Source organism: Algiphilus aromaticivorans DG1253 (genome assembly GCF_000733765.1).
Lineage (GTDB): Bacteria > Pseudomonadota > Gammaproteobacteria > Nevskiales > Nevskiaceae > Algiphilus > Algiphilus aromaticivorans.
Genome location: NZ_JPOG01000001.1, coordinates 1223980 through 1239712 on the forward strand (window position 1 = coordinate 1223980; position 15733 = coordinate 1239712).

A 15733-nucleotide genomic window follows, 5' to 3' on the forward strand; every position below is an offset into this window, starting at 1 on the left:
TCCAGGCGGCTATTGACGCTTCGTCGGTCGCTGCGCAGGAGGTCATTGCGCAGCAGGCGAAGGGCAGACGAGCGTCGTGTATAACTGACATATGAGCGAGGATGGACGCGGGCCTGCCGCACAATGGGTGTGTCGCTGGCCCGGGTTCGCCCCAACTCCCGTCATGCGGCGTCATACCCCCCTTATTTGGCGGAACCAAAGGCCCTCCTCGTCCTTACCTGGCACGATTCAGGACTGCAACGCAGTGATCGCCGAAGTGGTAATAGCCCCTAAGGCCAGAGCGGCGGTGGCGCCGGCGGCACGCGGATCGGCTCGGCGGATTCCGTAGTCTGCTGCTGTGTTTCCTCGCGCCCGCGCTGCGCCATATGTGCGAGCCAGTTCTCGGTTTCCAGCAGGTTTTCAGTGATGGTCGCGTCGTCCGGAGCCAGACGCTCGGCGCGCTGAAGCAACTCCGCTGCGCGGCGGAAATCTCCGGTCTCGGCGTAGGCCACGGCCAGGTTGTTGAGCACGACGGGATCGAAGGGATTGCGGCCCAGCGCGTTCTCAAGCTGTGCGATGGCACGGGCGGTCTGACCGTCGCTGAGCAGCTCTGCACCGGTTGCCGCTTCGGGCTGAGCGGTAAGCGTGCCTGGCAGTAGCAAGGCGAGCGCCACGATCAGAGATCTAGCATTCATAGGCCTGAGCCCTCGTAATGGGACGGCAGCCCGCGCGGCGACGCGGGCAGCTCGGGCTGGGCGTTAAAGTAATAACGCAGGAAGGCGGCGAATTGGTACTCGTTGAAGTCGCGGGCATTATCGGTGGCCAGACGGCCGCCGGCGAAGAAATGCCGATTGAGACGATATTCCGCGGCGGCACCAAAGGCGTAGCCGAGGCCGCTCTGCGAGTTGTCGCTGTAGCCGGCGACGAGATCGCTTTCCGGATCAAGCGCGATGCGCTCCTCCAGCTGCGCCTGCAGACCCGGATTGTTCGGGTAGTAGGCGGCGCCATCCTCGTTGAAGGCCTGCAGCCCGACCGCCCCATGCAGCCGCCAGACGAGTTCGTGGTAGCGGCCCTCCAGGCTCACCGGCACGCCCACCGACACGAAGCTCTGCGGTGAGAAGTAACCACCGTGCCCCAGCGTGAAAAAGCGACGGTTCTTGTCGTAGAAGAAGCTGGTGATATTCAGGCCGTAGGTCAGCTCCATGGCGCGACTACGCAGCGCGCGCGCGTAGGCGCCGGCACCTATCTCGAAGGCGCTGTTGTCGTCGGTGTTACGCCCGTCGTAGCCGCGGAATCCGGCGTTGCCGTAGACGCCGTAATCGCCGAATTCGTAGGCGATATCGACGCGCGCGCCGGTGCGGTTGACGCCGCCGAAGCTGAGGCCGGTCAGTGGGTCGCGCGTGCCTGCGTAGCTGAGCACGCTGTCGCTGACGGCGCGCCGCGACAGCGCCATCTCGATCTGCCAGGGGCCGAAGCTGGGCGCCCAGCGGATGCCGCCCACCAGACGCTCCTCGGCGAAGCCTAGCGGCGTGCTACCGACGTCGGCGCGGAAGCTGCCCATGGCGTAGCGCAGTCCGACCGCAATGCCACTGTCGCTTTGGTCGAGATCGAGATCGGTATCGCCGCCGTCGATGAGCGCCAGCGTGCCGAAGCGCAGCCGGCGCGGTCCGGTGATGTCGCCGCTGTCGACGAGCACCGGCGTGACGCGTAGCCCGAAGCGCCCGAGACGGGTCGCTGCAGAGTACAGCTCCATTGGCACCTCGAGGTTGAACAGGCGCGACAAACCGGCTTCGCCGTCGCGCACGCGGCTGTGGAAGCCGCCCGCCGCCCAGCCGCTGGTGCGGCCGCTCAAGGTGTCGATGCGCCGGGCGGTGGCTTCGCCCGCGCCGCCACTCGCGCCCTCGGACGCGCGGGCGGCGCCGGCCGAACGGGCCTCGCGCTGGGCAGGCGCCACGGGTTCGGCGAAGGCGCCGGGGCGAGGGCGCAGCACCTGCTCCGGGGCCTCCGGGCTGCGCTCCTGCATGGCGTCGCGTACCGGTCGCGGAGTCAGCGGCTCGTTGCGCCGGACCTGCTCGATAATGGCGAGTTGTGGCGGCTGTAGGGAAGCTCGGCCCTCGGGCTCACGCGCCCGCAGGCTGCGCGCGCGCTGGTAGTGGCGCAGCGCGAGTCCCTCGTTGCCGCGGGCGTCAGCAAGACGCGCGCGCAGCTCGTACAGCTCAGGATCATCCTTGCCTTCGGTTTCAAGCTCGCGCAGTGCGTGCTCGGCGGGATCGAGATGACCGGCAGCCAACAGAGCGTTGACTCGCGCACGGAGCAACTCCGGTTCCGGATTCTCAAGGCGCGCGACGAGGTTGTCGTAAATCGCCAGCGCCTCGGCGTGGTCGCCCCCGGCCTCGAAGACGCGCGCCAGCGCCATCTGCACGCGCGGTTCGCGTGGGCGCCGGCGCACGACGTCGCGCAGCAGCGAATAGGCCGCGTCGAGCTCGCCTTCCTGACGCTCGCGGTCGGCCATGGCGATGCGGAAACCGATAATGAGTTCTTCGAGCTGCGCCGATTGCGCGGTGTTGAGATCCTGCTCAAGAAGATGCTCGGCTTGGGCCTCGAATTCGGCGTAATGGCCCATCTCCAGTAGCAGGCCGGCGTATTGCAGGCGCTGGCCGATGTCGTCCGGGGCGTCGGCGAAGGCGCGTCGCAGATAGGCGAGCGCGCGCGCCGGGTCGCCCAGCTCGGCCCAGCCGCCCGCGAGCACGCCGGCGAAGCGGGCCTCGTTGCCCGCCGCCGCATCGGCTTCGGATATGGCGCGGAAGGCTAGCGCGTAGTCGCCTGCCTCGCGCGCCAGACGTGCGCGTTCGATCTGGTAGCGGATCCAGGCTCGCCGCTGCAAGGCCTCGGCCTCGCGATCGCGTTGCGCAGCAGGCAGGGCCTCCAGTATTTCCAAGACTTCGCCCCAGCGCTCGGCGTCGGCAAGTGCATAGGCCTGAGCCAGCCGCACCGCCTCGAGTTCCGGATGTGTGCTTGCCAGGCTGTCGAGGAGGCGGTCGGCCTCGCGCTGTTGGCCTTCCTCGCGCAGAATGCGCGCAAGATCAAGGCGGGGCCAGGGCGAGTCCGGTGCCAGCGCGATGGCCTCGCGCAGCATTGCTTTGGCGCGCTCGCGATCGCCGGCGGCATTTGCCTCGCCAGCGCGTTCGCGCAGCGCGCGCGCGCGCGCCGGTGCCAGCGCTGCGCGCGCCTCCGGCGGGGCATCTTCGGCGAGAGCCTCGGCTTCGGCAATCTCGCCGCGCTGGATCAGAATGCGCACCAGCAGCGCTACGGCATTGCCGCTCTCCGGCCGCGCTTGGCGGACCTGGCGCGTCAGCGATTCGGCTTCGGCGATACGTCCCTGGCGCAGGAGCAATTCGGCATAGGGCAGGCGTAGCGCCGGATCCAGACCGGCCGGAGGCGCGGAGAAGGCGCGTTCGTAGGCCGCCAGCGCCAGTTCGTCCTCGCCTTCGGCCTCGGCGGACTGCGCCTGCTCGAAGTTCTGGAAAAAGCGCGCGCTGCGGGCTGCGCTCTCCCAGCGGCCGGCAGTTGCAGGCTGCAGGCGCATGGCCTCGTCGAGCAGCTCGCTGGCTTCGGCGAAGCGCTCCTGGCACAGCCGGACCAAGCCTAATCCGCCGGCCGCCTCGGCGCTGCGCGGGCTTTGGCGGCGCAGCGCGCTGAAGGCGCTCTCGGCAGCGCCTACATCGCCTGAATCGAGTTCCGTAAAGGCCTCCTGTACTGCGGCGTCGCGGCGCGCGCGTGGTGAGCCCGGCAGTCGGTCGGCGAGAGCGGCGCGCTGCTGCGCGACTTCCGCATCCGGGGCATGCTGCGCGAGATAGCGCTCGTAGCGCGGCATATCCGCCGGCTCGGCATCTAGCCACAGCAGAGTCTGGCGCCAGGCGGCCTTCAGCCCTTCCGGTGGATCGGTACGCCGTTGCAGTGATTCGAAGGTGTCCAGGGCGGCGCGGCGGGTGGCCGCCTGGTAGCTCTGTACCCGCGCGCGGGCCAGCGTGTAGCGGGGATCTTCGGGATGGCGGTTTTCCTGATCGCGGAGTCCCTCGATAGCCTCGGCCCGTCGTTCGGGCATGCCACCCATCACCTCAAAGTATTCGCGCGCCAGTGTTCCGGGGGGTGGTGTCTCGCCGTCAAAGGCGCGTCGATAGGCCTCCAGTGCCTCCTCGGGGCGGTCGGTGCCGGCAAGCTCGCGGGCGCGGCGCAGCGCCTCGCGGTCGACCTCCGCATTCAGCCGTGCTTCGCGATAGGTCTGTAGCCAGCGGGAGTCGGGGTTGCGGGCGCGCAGGCGCTCGGCCAGCGCTTCGGCCTCGCCGCGTTCGCCAGCGGTTACGCGCAACGCGGCGAGGCGCCCGAGCGCTTCTTCGTTGTCGGGGTCCGCAGCCAGAACGCGTTGCCAGGCCTCGCTCGCGCGCTGCTCGGCGTCGCGTGCCTCCCAGAAGCGCGCCTGCTCGACGAGCTGCAGCAGCGCCTCGCCGTCTTCGGGCTGCGCTGGGGCTGCCAGTGGCGCCATCATTGCGATAGCAATCAGCAGCGCTCGGAATTGCCGCTTCATGAGGATGTCCATGTCGGGATCAGGCGGCCATCGGCCGCGAATCGGAAGCGCTGTTGTTTCCAGCCATTGGCGAACAATGCCAGCACCTGGTCGTAATAGCGCGCTGGCTCGCCGTAAAGTCCGCCGTTCAAAGAGGCCTCCGCACGCTCGGTGAAGCGTGCAGCGGCAGTGTCGTGACCGGTGTCGTGGAGCCAGGCGGCCGCGCAGAGCTGGAAGCCGGGCGGACCTTCGCCCTGCATCTCGGCGCTGGCAACATCCCAGGACTCCGGCATGGCCTGGCGCTGCCGGATCATGGGCAAGGCGCGCGCCAGCCGCTCGCGCAGCGGCGAGACGACGTCCAGGCCGGGTACGCGCATCGTTGACCAGAGGTAGCAGCGAATCGCGTCAAAGCTGCCGCGCGTTCCAGTGGTCTCGTCCGGGCGGTAACCATCAGCGACAAGCATCAGCCAGTCAGGCGGCAGGCCGTTGGGCAGGAAGTCGGCGCTGGCGCGTACGTGCTCCGCCAGAATTCCGGCCCATGGCCCGTCCGGGTCGTGCTCGGCGAAGAAGCGCATCTGGAAGGGGACAATGTAGCTCGGGTTCAGGCGCACCGACATGTCATCGGTAAAACCCTCCGGCGCTGGCAGCAGCAGTTGCCGTCCGAAGCGTTGCACCGTTTCCCGTTCGCGGACCTGTCGGAGCATGGCACGACCGGTCGCGGTGTGGTCTGCGAGCCGCCAGAGGCGCCCGGCCTCGAGTAGCGTGTAGGCAATGAAGAGGTCGGCGTCCGACGCGGGGTTGGCGTCGAGGACGCCCCATCGGTCGGTATTTTCGTCGTGCCCCCATAGCCAGGCCGGAAGCTGGCTGCTCAGGTCGCCTGCCGCCAGGTTGTCGCGCGTCCACTCGAGGATGCGCCGAAAGGCGGCGCGATCATCGGCGACCAGGGCAAAGAAGAGCGCGTAGGCCTGGCCTTCGGAAACCGTGCGACCGCCGTCCGTCCAGTCAATGACGCGACCGTCGTCCTGAACGAAGCCGTCCAGAAAGCTCTGCCAATGCGGCCAGGCGCCATCTGCCCGTTCGCGCAGCAGCGAGAAGGCTATCGCCTCACCACCCAGCAGCCAGGCCGGTGCGGTCGTTGCAAGCCGAAGCAGGTCGCGGCGGTACAAATCAGGCATCGCCCTTCAGGCGGCGCTGAGCGCGATTCCTGAGCGCGGCACGCAGCGCCCAGACGGCGATCAGAGCGGCCAGTGGCAGCAGTATGAAGACCATCCAGGGGCGCTCGGCAATCCAGCGTTGCAGCGCCCAGTCCCAGGGGAGACTGCCCACGGCGTAATCCGGTCCGAGGGTGTAGCCGGAAACTTCCTCGCGATCGCTGAGGGTCAGGCCGCCCCGAATGAACTGGCGCGTGCCGGCTTCGAGCAGCAATCGCGCGGTGTCCAGTACCGAGCCCTTGTTGCCCGCGGTCACTACGAGGACGCTGGCGCCGTCTGTAAAGGTTGATTCGGCCGCCATGATGGCCCCGAGGCGGTTGCCGGCATCGTGGACAACGCGGGCCGCATAGCTGTGCGCTTCGAGATAATCGGTGCCTCGCATGCGGCCCGAAAGCTGCGCCAGCGTGCCGATATCGCGCAGCGTCACGTCGTTCTCGTCGAAATGCAGAGGCAGTCCCAGCTGTTCGTCCGAGGCAGCTTGCAATCGTTCTGCGCCGCCGACGTACAGCAGGTCAAGGGCGGTATCGGCACCCACGGCGCGTTCGGGGAGGACCCCGGCGCGATTGAGCACTGCACCCGTGGTTGCGCCAAGGAAGCCAGCCACGGTCAGGGTCGCGGCAATATCTTCGTTGTTGGGCGAATCCGGCAGGACGAAGGCCATGCCGGCACCGTCGGCAAATCGGCTGAAGGGGAAGCCGCCATTGGCGAAGAGGGCGAGCTCGGGCAGGCGCGCGTAGTAAGCGTGCCGGGGCAGCTCCAGACGGATGTCCTCGTCCACGGAGGCGCGTAGCAGCTGCGGCTCGAAGACTTCGCAGTATTCGCGCTGCGACCTCAGGATGTCGAAGTCCAGAGTGATTCGGTTCGAATAGCGCGCGGCCATGGCCGGTAGTTTCATACGCAGCGACTGCTGAAAACCTCTGCTGCCGTCATCGTACAGACGCACGTCGTTGACGAATTGGTCGTTGAAGCGCAATCCCATCATGGAGCCCTCGGCGGCTGCGGCGCCGGCGCGCGCAGTCAGCGCCAGCTCCATAGCGCCACTCTCATGCATGTAGAGATGCGGTGCCAGACGGAAGTCGAAGCGCAGGCCGCGCGTTCCCAGCCCCTGCACCGACAGGCCCTCGCGCGCCATTTCAGCAATCTTTGCCGGATCCTCCGGCGATAGCCAGCGCGGTGCTTCGTGCTCGGGCAGGGCGGCGGGGCGTTCGAAGTTGCGGATGCGCGCTCTCTCGCCACGCATGGAAGACGCGCCGAAGGCGAGAGCCTCCGCGGCGCGTTGAAGCCCACGCACGTCCGGTGCGCTGATCAGCAGTACACGCAAGGCGCGCTGATCGGGATGGGGCAGTATCCGGATCTCGGGTTCGTCGCTGAGCGGGATATGCTCGAAGGCTGGAATGTCGCGTGCCGATGTGCGCAGCGCAACGCTGTGCATGTCATCGGCCAGCGTGGCGCGCACCGGGAACTCAGCGCCGCGCCAGTCCGCGAGGCCTCCGAACCAGGAACTCAGGGTGACAGCGGCGCGGATAGTCGCGTGATCGGCGTTCGCAGGGAGGACAAAGGGTAGGCGCAGCCGCCGGGTATCGGCCTCGTCAAAGAAGGGGGCCGGCAGCCTGGTGAGATCCGGTTGCAGCGCAAGCGGGGCCAATTCCAGGTCCAGATGGCTGTCGCCGTCGATATCGATCCACAGGCTGGGATGTGTCGGATCCTCGCATTCGTCGCGCGCATAGCTAGCCACCGAAGCAAGCTGCAGGTCGTTGTAGCGACCGAAGAGCTTGGGGTCGATCGCGATCTCCCGGCGGTTTTCAGCAGGCGTTTCGCTGTCCAGCAACCAGGTATCGACGACCTCGCCATTGAGCAGCAGGCGCAATTGGCTGATGTCGGGCCGCAGCGCTGGCGAGTAGCGGTAGTCCAGCGTGAGCTTGGCGTTGGTGACGACCTGATCGTCCCGCACATTGACCGGCAGGCTGCGCGCAGCAGCGATGTTGCGCATGCGGATGGTCGATTCGGTGCCGAGATCGGAAAGGCTCAGGACGCGTTCGGTGTCATCCAGCCGCGTGACCGGAATGTCTTCCTGTGCCGGCGCGGGGGCGGCTTGCATGAGGCCGGCCAAGGCGACACTGAGCACGATGGCGCCGGCGGCGCGGCTGGTACGGCGAAAAGGAGCGAGCATGCTGGTCCACATCCAGGTCAGAAAGATAAACAGGCCCTCGTAGCCGAAGTGCAGCACGCTTCGGAAGGCCTGCAATGGTTTGTCGGGGCGAGCGTTGTTGCGCCAGCGCAGCCAAGCGTCGGCGCGGCCGTAGATGGCGTAGACGAGCTGGCGTTCCTGCTCGAGATCCAGCGGTTCGAAGGAGAGGGCGGCGAGCCCGTTGTCGAGACGCCTGACTGTCGCCGGCGTCCAGACCTCGGCAAACTCCGGGATCAGCGCGACCCAGATCCGATCGCCTTCCTGCAGGTCGTGGTTATCGGGCAGATGGACGGCGGCTCCGCCATAGGAAAGGTTCAGGGTTGTCGTTTCCAGCGTCGCACCGTCGCGCTCGCGCTGGATGCTGGCAGGTACCTGGCAAGCGACGCGGACGGTATGTCGTATCTGCCGCTTCTCCGACGCCACACGCAGGGCCGCGCCAATCAGCACAAGGTTGAAGACCGTCCAGCCCATGGTGATATAGAGCGTGTCGACGTCCGGGTCGAAGAAGAGGAGTCGAACGACGCCGAAGATGACACCGAAGGTATTGATCAGGAAGAGCCAGAGGTAGGGTTTGGCGAGATCCTTGTCGAAATAGTCCCGGTCGACGATGCCGCCTTTGGCGGTGACGTTGAAGGCGCCCGAATGCGGTCGGATGATGGCCAGTGTCGTCGGGATGATGATGAATACCGCCAGCACCGTTTCGTAGACCTCGGCGAAGAACGAATGCCGAAAGCGGCCCTGCAGGCGCGAGTTGGTCAGGATGGCGCAGAGCAGGTGGGGCAAGGCGAAAGAGATGATCATCAGGCCCTGCGCGGCGATGATGCGCGCATCCAGCAGCAAGAAGGCCAGCGGTGCCGTGAGGAAGACCAGCCGCGGAAAGCCATAGAAGAAGTGCAGCATGGCGGTGCCATAGCACAGCCGCTGCCCGATGCCGAGCCCGCGCCCGAAAAAGGGGTTATCCAGTCGGAAGATCTGGGCCATGCCGCGAGCCCAGCGGATGCGTTGTCCGACGTGCGCGGATAGCGATTCGGTGGCGAGCCCGGCCGCCTGAGGAATATTGATGTAGGCGGTGCGCCAGCCGCGTCGGTGCATCTTCAGCGAGGTGTGAGCGTCCTCGGTGACGGTTTCGACGGCGACCCCGCCGATCTCTTCGAGGGCCGCACGGTTTAGCACGGCGCAGCTGCCGCAGAAGAAGGTGGCATTCCAGTAGTCGTTGCCGTCCTGCAACAGACCGTAGAAGAGCTCGCCTTCGTTCGGCGACTCGCGGAAGACTTCGAGATTGCGTTCGAAGGGGTCGGCGGAGAAGAAGTGGTGCGGCGTCTGCACCATCGCCAGCCCCGGATCCGCCACCAGCGCGCCCATCGTCATCTGCAGGAAGGAACGCGTCGGGATATGGTCCGCGTCGAAGATCGCGACGTACTCGGCTGAAGTCTGCTTCAGCGCCGCGTTGATGTTCCCGGCCTTGGCGTGACGATTGTCGTCACGCGTGAGGTGGATGGCGCCGACCTTCTCGCAGAATGCCGCGAAGTCGCTGCGGCGGCCGTCGTCGAGCACATACACACGCAGCTTGTCGCGCGGCCAGTCGAGATCCAGCGCCGCGACCACGGTCGGTCGCACAACGTCGAGCGATTCGTTATAGGTCGGGATGAAGACATCCACAACCGGCCACTGCGCGGGATCTTCGGGCAACGGGACGGGCTTGCGCTGCAGTGGTTGCAACACCTGGAAGAAGCCCAGCACCAGAATCGCCCAGGCATAGATTTCGGCGAGCAGCAGGCCCACCGCGAAGGCGAGATCGAAGGCGTCGAAGCCCCGGCCGATGGGTAGCGTCTCGGTGATGCGCCAGTAGATGTATCGTGAGGTGGTGAGGGTCGATATTGCCATCAGCGCGTAGGAGGGCCCCCAGCCACCGGGTGCGCGCTTTAGCAGCAACGCTGCGAGCACGGACATCACGCCGAGCAGCATCTGCCAATAGAGGGAGAGATCGGCCGTGATGAAGAGCCAGCCGACTCCTGCAACCAAAAGGAAGGCAGTTGCGATCAGCAGGCGCTGATGCAATGGCATGCGAGCGCTAACCGGGCCCTCGGTTGGCCTATTCATGCCGGTCCATCCCCCCTGTACAGTGCGCGCCGACTACTGTCGGCCGCCCTGTGATTCGAGCAGCTCGAACAGATCCGCGAGCGGCATGTGCATTGGATCGACTGCCGCAGCATCGTCAGCGGCCTTCGTGACGCCCGTTTTGTGCGTATCAAGTTCGGCGAGGCGTTCGAATAGCCCCTTCAGTGGGCTCGGCGGTGTGTCCTGGGGCTTCTCGGGTGCGCTACGCACGAGGTCCAGACGCCGGGCCTTGGGCTCGGACTCGGTCTGCTGCTGGGGCTGCGGTTGCACCGGGACCGCGGGACGCGGCGCGGTTGGCCGCTCGCCGAACTCGCGATAGCCACCGGACAGCCCCTGCGCCTGAAAGAGATTGCGGATGTCCTCGCGCGAGTCGCTCATGCCCTGCTCCCCTGTGCTACGCGCAACTTGGTGCGATGAGCGAAACGGTAGCGCAGCGTGACCGCTACTTCGTCGGTAGCGCCGTCCTCCGACACGTGGCGAACCGCCAGCATTTCACCGGCTCCCATTTGCCGTAGCCACTCGGCGAGCACGCCTTCGAATAGGCCGCAACACCATTCGCCGTGATCGGCGCCGAACCAGGCTGCAAGCGGTGGCGCGCCGTGCCAAAAATCCACTGCTTCGCTGTCGGCTTCGGCCCGAAGCGTGCCCCAACCGCTCTCGCGGAAGGAACGATCTGCCGCTTCGGCAAAAGCCGCGAGATCCGCGCATTCACCGAGCGGTCGCTCCTCTGCCAGTTTGCGGCCGGCTTCGTAGGCGAGGCTGCGGAGTTGCTCGCTGTCGCCGAAATCACGCAGAACACCGCATAGCGCGCGCAGCGTGGAGGCTGCGGCTGCGTCGCGAGGCAGTCCTTCAAGATACTTCAGCGTTGCATCATTCATAAGTTGTTTTACCCCCGGAAACAAAGCCTACGCGAGTTTTCGCTCCAAAAGTAGCTTTACGATCGGCTCTGGCCCGCCGTTTGTCGTTCAACCTGTGCGGCGAGGTTCTCGGGGCTGAGGGCTGCGCCGTCCTTATCGCGTTCCAGTGCGTGCAGCACGCTGCAGATTGCCTCGTTGAAGGGGGCGATATCTCCGTTGCGCGCCGCGATGCGCACAATCTCGCCGTTGAGGGCATCAACTTCGGTGGGTCGCCCGTGCGTCAGATCGCTGACCATTGAGGGATAGGCGTAGTCCGCAATGCCCTGGCGGCGTTGTGCGACCCACCAGGCTGCGTTACCGGGCACTTTCAGGAGTCGCAGGAACAGCGGCGCTGGAACGGCTACTGGCAACTGGTAGCGAATGCCGGCGGCATCCAGGCTACGCATGCCCTCCGCCAGGAGCCGAGCGTAGATGCGGCGGAGTCTGGCTTCGATCAGGACTTCGCGGAAGCTGCTGTGCGTGGCGGCAGCCACTGCTGCGCAAAGGTTGAAGAGCAGCTTGCCCCAGGCGCCGGCTTCACCGCGCGCCTGCAGAATGCCGATGCCGCTGGGCGCGAAGAGCTCTGCCATCTCGGGGTTGTCGCGAGGGATGCCCAGGCGGGGGCGTGCACTGACCCGAGCGTGCAGCGGCTCCAGTCGTTGGGCGTTGAACTGCACGGTCACCGGCACGATACGCTGCGCTGGTAGAGCCTCCCGTAGCTGACGGAGCGCGCCGGCCGCGTTGCCCGTCACACCGATCAGCAGTCCGTCCGGCAGGTCTGGAGGGAGCGCGGCGACGACATCATCGAGATCGGGGTGCTTGATGCAGAGCAGAATCGCGCTGGTGCTGCCGGCATCCACGGTCGTGCCCAGCGGCGGTCGTGGCAGTTGCAGCGGCGGCCCGCCGGTGACGCGCTCCACGATGAGCCCTTCGACGGCCTGTGCCGCGGCGATGTCCTTGGGCGTGCCGATCAGGCGCAACGGGCGGCCGGCGGCGCCGAGATAGCCTGCGAGCACAGTGCCGACCGCGCCGGGTCCGATGATTGCGAGCATCTGCGTCCCCTCGGAGTTGGTTCGGACCTTTTAGCGCAGTCGGCGCCGGGGCGCCAGGTGTACGTCGGTCGCGGCCGGCACGCTACAGTGCGCGTTCTGGATGAAAGCGGTTGAAAGGGAGTAATGATGACAGGGCAATGGCTGGTGGGCCTCGGGCTGGCGGCGGCGGTAGTTGTCGCTGTGGCTGAGGATGGCGCCGCTGAGCGTGACAGCGCGCAGGCAGTGATGGATTGCATGCGTGCGAATATCCCTCAGCGCCTGCAACTGCGCGAGCTGGAGCTGCGCAACCGCGACGCGGAGGGCGAGTCGTCGCGTATCTACCGTGCCCGCGTCTATCTACAGCGTGCGGACGGCCGGGCGCACATGACGAGTTATATAGAGGCTCCGGTTGACATGCGTGGCACGGCCTATCTCTGGCGCGAGCTGGAGTCGCGCGATGAGACTTTCGTCTTCATCCCCGAGCTTAACCGCGTGCGCCGGGTCGTCGGCAGCGGGGCGGACGCCGGTGTGCTCGACTCCGAGTTCAGCATGCGCGACCTGCAGCAGGCTCAGGGCGCCTTTTCAAGCGGCCAGCAGGAGCTGCTGGGCAGTGATGAGTTGGACGGGCGACCCGTATGGCGCATGCGCTTTACGCCCGCCCCGGAAGAGCCGACGCCCTATCTGCATGTTGATGCGGCCGTTGATCGCGAAAGCTGTGTCACGCTGCAGGCCGAGTTCATTGACGGCAAGGGCGTGGTCAAGCGTTACCACGCCGATCCGGACAGCTTGCAGACCATCGGTGATCTGCACTTCGCGCAGCACATCCGCATGGACAATCTCCGCAACGAGCGCAGCAGCAGCGCGCGACTCCGCGAGCTGGAGCTGCCCGAAGAACTGCCGCGTCGCGTCTTCATGCCCAGCGCCTTTTATCACGGTCGCTGAGGCGGTCACTGAGGATGCGCTGGTTAGACGTGATGATGGACCGGCCGCGTCTGGTCATTGCGGCCGTTACGCTGATTTGTGCGCTTTCGGCCGTGGCCGTGGCGCTGACGCGCGACGGTGGTGAATTGATCCGGGTCGACGCCGATCTCAGCGCGCTGACGAGCAGCGATCGGCCGGCGTCTGCCCTGCACGATCGCTACGCCGCGCGCTTCGGTGAATCCGGACTGCTGCTCGCCACCGCGCGGCATGAAGATCTGCTGTCCGCGCCAGGGCTCCGAGCGGTGGCTCAGGCCCACGACGCGCTCGCCGCCTTGCCTGGGGCGGGGCGGGTGCGCTCGCTGGCTTCGGTGCCCAACCTGCTGCGCAACGCCCCGGATGATCCGGTGCTCGACGTCGGCTCGGTGACCGAGCAGCTCGCGCGCGTACCCGACGCTCAGCCCGAGATTGCCGCCAGCGCGCGACGCAACCCCATGCTGGCCGATGTCTTCTTCAATGCCGAGACCGGCACGGCCGCCTTCGTGGTGGTGCCAGAAGGCGAAGGCACGGGCGAGGCGCTGCGCGCGCTGGCTGCGTCGGTGTCGGAGACGCTTGCAACCGTCGATGGTCTGCACGGCGTGGCGGTGACGGGAAACGGCCTGGTCGACGCCGCGGTTGCAGATGCGGTCTGGGACGGGCTCATGGTAACGATGCCGGTGGCCGTGCTGCTGGTGATCGCCCTGCTCGCCTTTTCCTTCCGCAGCGCGCTGGTGGTGGTGCTCGGCGCAATGAGCATCGGCGTCTCGCTGCTGGTGATGTGGGCGGTTGGCGGCATGGCCGGCATTTCGCTCAATATGGTCTCGGCCATCGCGCCACCGGTGGTGGTGGCCTTCGGCATCATGTTCAGCATCCACATGGTTTCGGAATGGTTGCGCCACGATGTCGGCGAGGATGTCGCGCGCGCGCGACGCGCGGTGGGGGGAGTGGCCCTGCCTTTGCTGCTCAACGGCCTGACCACCAGCATCGGTCTGGCGGCACTGGCTCTGTCGCCGTTGCAGGCGGTCAAGGAGTTCTCGCTGCTGGCGGTTACGGGCGTGCTGTCGCTGACCCTGCTCAGCGTGAGCTATCTGCCGGCGCTGCTGCTGCTCATGGGCTCTCATATCGGTCAGCGCAAGCTGCCCGGCGAGGCCCTAGCCGCCGCCGCGGCGCGCGCGTTGGCGAATTTTGCGGTGCGCTGGCGCGTGCCGGTTGTACTGACTGCCGCCCTCGTGCTGCTGCTGGGCCTGTTGGCAGCGCAACGCATCGAGCCCGGCTCGTCCTACATCGCCAACTTCTCGCAGGATGCGCCGGTGCGCGTCGACTATGAGCGTGTCAACCACGATCTGGGCGGTGCTGTTGCTATCGACGTCTATCTGGAGGCGCCGCTGGATCACGTGCTGCTGGAACCGGAGATCGCCACCGCTGTCGATGATTTCGTGCGCTGGGCGCGCATACAACCCGAAGTCGGCGCCGCTGTCAGCTACGCCGATCATCTGAAGGTGCTCAACGCGGCTATGCAGCCGGAGGCCGAGGGCGAGCCCAGCTACCCGGCTTCGCTACGCCTTGCGCGGCAGTTGCTGAGCTTCGGCGGCAGAGACGCCGTGCGCGGTCTTATCGACGACCGCCAGCGTAGCGCCGTAGTTCGCTTGCGCATCCGCGACGATCACAGCGCCCGGGTCACGGCCCTGGCGGAGCGCATGCAGCAGCAGCTTCGCGCTCTGCCGCCGGCGGTGCGCGCGGAGGTGGTCGGGGCGCCGGTGCGCGCGGCGGAGACCGTCGGCCGTATCGTCGATCGGCAGTGGGTGTCAGTGGCGGCGGCGCTGGGTGCGATCGCGCTGGTGCTTTACGGACTCTTCATGTCGGCGCGCGCCGCCATGGTGGCGATGCTGCCCAATCTCGTGCCGGTGGGGGTTTACTTCGGCCTGCTCGGCGTCAGCGGTATCGGGTTGAATCCCGCGACCAGTCTGGTTGCTTGCCTGGTCATCGGTGTGGCGGTGGATGACACCATCCATTTTCTCGCGCGTTTCAACGCCGAAGCCCGCGCGCGCGGCAGCGAGCGGGAGGCAGTGGGGTACGCCCTGGGCAGCATCCTGCGCCCAGTGACGCTGACCACGGCTGCGCTCTGCCTGAGCTTCACGGCCTTCCTGCTGTCGCCGCTCGCCTCGCACGCCGAGTTCGGCGTACTGGCGGCGTTGGCCCTGTTGCTGGCCTGGCTGACTGACATCCTGGTGACGCCGGCGCTGGGCTCGATGGTGCGCATCGTTACCCTCTGGGATCTGCTGCGCGTGGATCTGGGTAGCTCGCCACAGCTCACGATTCCGCTGCTCAGCGGGCTGAGCAATCGGCAGGCGCGGTTGTTCGCCCTGACCGCGCGTTACGAGCGAATCCCGGCCGGTGTCGACGTCATGTGCGAAGGCGACGTTTCTGCCGATATCTGCGTCTGTGTCGATGGGCAGATGGAGGTCTGGGTCAAGCGCGACGGCGAGCGCCGTGTGCTGAACACCATTTTCCGCGGCGCGACCCTGGGCGAGGCCGGCTACTTCGGTCAACGGCGTACGGCGAATGTCACCACGACGCGTGCGACGCGGCTACTGCGCTTCGACGCTAGCGACCTTGAGCGGCTGCGGCGTCGGCATCCGCGCATTGCAGCCATCGTGCTGCGCAATCTGAACCGCATCCAGGCCGAACGCCTGGCGCGAGCGACGGCAATGCTGCGATAAAAAACATATATTTACGGGATAAACCTGCACTGTTTTATTCATTAATATGATCACGAGACGAGGAGATTC

The 15733-nt window shown here is 66.6% G+C and carries 9 protein-coding genes; 2 read left to right on the forward strand and 7 right to left on the reverse strand.

The window, feature by feature from the left end:
• Positions 1-269 precede the first annotated feature (269 nt).
• Genes U743_RS05620 through U743_RS05650 form a run of 7 tightly spaced genes read right to left on the reverse strand, consistent with a single transcriptional unit; the run spans position 270 to position 12008 of the window.
• Positions 270-674 (reverse strand): tetratricopeptide repeat protein, encoded by a 405-nt coding sequence (locus U743_RS05620; RefSeq protein ID WP_043766236.1) that lies wholly within the window; start codon positions 672-674, stop codon positions 270-272.
• On the reverse strand, positions 671-4564 hold the full coding sequence (locus U743_RS05625) for a cellulose biosynthesis protein BcsC (RefSeq protein WP_198021949.1): 3894 nt from the start codon (positions 4562-4564) through the stop codon (positions 671-673). The genes U743_RS05620 and U743_RS05625 overlap by 4 nt, the downstream gene beginning before the upstream one ends.
• Positions 4561-5718, reverse strand: a complete 1158-nt coding sequence (bcsZ, locus tag U743_RS05630) for a cellulose synthase complex periplasmic endoglucanase BcsZ (RefSeq protein WP_084191385.1) — start codon at positions 5716-5718, stop codon at positions 4561-4563. Before bcsZ ends, U743_RS05625 begins: the two co-directional genes overlap by 4 nt.
• Entirely contained in the window at positions 5711-10042 is a 4332-nt protein-coding gene (gene bcsA / locus U743_RS18675) for a UDP-forming cellulose synthase catalytic subunit (RefSeq protein ID WP_156966346.1), read from the reverse strand. The genes bcsZ and bcsA overlap by 8 nt, the downstream gene beginning before the upstream one ends.
• Positions 10043-10075: 33 nt before the next feature.
• Positions 10076-10438, reverse strand: coding sequence for a hypothetical protein (locus tag U743_RS05640; protein ID WP_043766242.1), 363 nt, complete (start codon positions 10436-10438; stop codon positions 10076-10078).
• Positions 10435-10938 (reverse strand): cellulose biosynthesis protein BcsD, encoded by a 504-nt coding sequence (gene bcsD / locus U743_RS05645; protein ID WP_043766244.1) that lies wholly within the window; start codon positions 10936-10938, stop codon positions 10435-10437. The genes U743_RS05640 and bcsD overlap by 4 nt, the downstream gene beginning before the upstream one ends.
• A 56-nt stretch (positions 10939-10994) precedes the next feature.
• Positions 10995-12008 carry a ketopantoate reductase family protein gene (locus U743_RS05650; RefSeq protein ID WP_043766247.1) on the reverse strand — a complete coding sequence of 338 codons (1014 nt, stop codon included), beginning with the start codon at positions 12006-12008 and terminating at the stop codon, positions 10995-10997.
• 123 nt (positions 12009-12131) lie between these two features.
• Between U743_RS05650 and U743_RS05655 the strand changes: the two genes are divergently transcribed.
• Both U743_RS05655 and U743_RS05660 read left to right on the forward strand, forming a co-directional pair.
• Positions 12132-12929, forward strand: a complete 798-nt coding sequence (locus tag U743_RS05655) for an outer membrane lipoprotein-sorting protein (RefSeq protein ID WP_043766251.1) — start codon at positions 12132-12134, stop codon at positions 12927-12929.
• 14 nt (positions 12930-12943) lie between these two features.
• Complete coding sequence (locus U743_RS05660; protein WP_084191387.1) at positions 12944-15664, forward strand: MMPL family transporter; 2721 nt, start codon at positions 12944-12946, stop codon at positions 15662-15664.
• Positions 15665-15733 lie beyond the last annotated feature (69 nt).

Bases quoted from the DNA above. Each gene is read 5' to 3' on its own strand.
- bcsA (WP_156966346.1), bottom strand. From the start codon at position 10,042: ATGAATAGGCCAACCGAGGGCCCGGTTAGCGCTCGCATGCCATTGCAT.
- U743_RS05655 (WP_043766251.1), top strand. From the start codon at position 12,132: ATGATGACAGGGCAATGGCTGGTGGGCCTCGGGCTGGCGGCGGCGGTA.
- U743_RS05650 (WP_043766247.1), bottom strand. From the start codon at position 12,008: ATGCTCGCAATCATCGGACCCGGCGCGGTCGGCACTGTGCTCGCAGGC.
- bcsD (WP_043766244.1), bottom strand. From the start codon at position 10,938: ATGAATGATGCAACGCTGAAGTATCTTGAAGGACTGCCTCGCGACGCA.
- U743_RS05660 (WP_084191387.1), top strand. From the start codon at position 12,944: ATGCGCTGGTTAGACGTGATGATGGACCGGCCGCGTCTGGTCATTGCG.
- U743_RS05620 (WP_043766236.1), bottom strand. From the start codon at position 674: ATGAATGCTAGATCTCTGATCGTGGCGCTCGCCTTGCTACTGCCAGGC.
- U743_RS05640 (WP_043766242.1), bottom strand. From the start codon at position 10,438: ATGAGCGACTCGCGCGAGGACATCCGCAATCTCTTTCAGGCGCAGGGG.
- bcsZ (WP_084191385.1), bottom strand. From the start codon at position 5,718: ATGCCTGATTTGTACCGCCGCGACCTGCTTCGGCTTGCAACGACCGCA.
- U743_RS05625 (WP_198021949.1), bottom strand. From the start codon at position 4,564: ATGAAGCGGCAATTCCGAGCGCTGCTGATTGCTATCGCAATGATGGCG.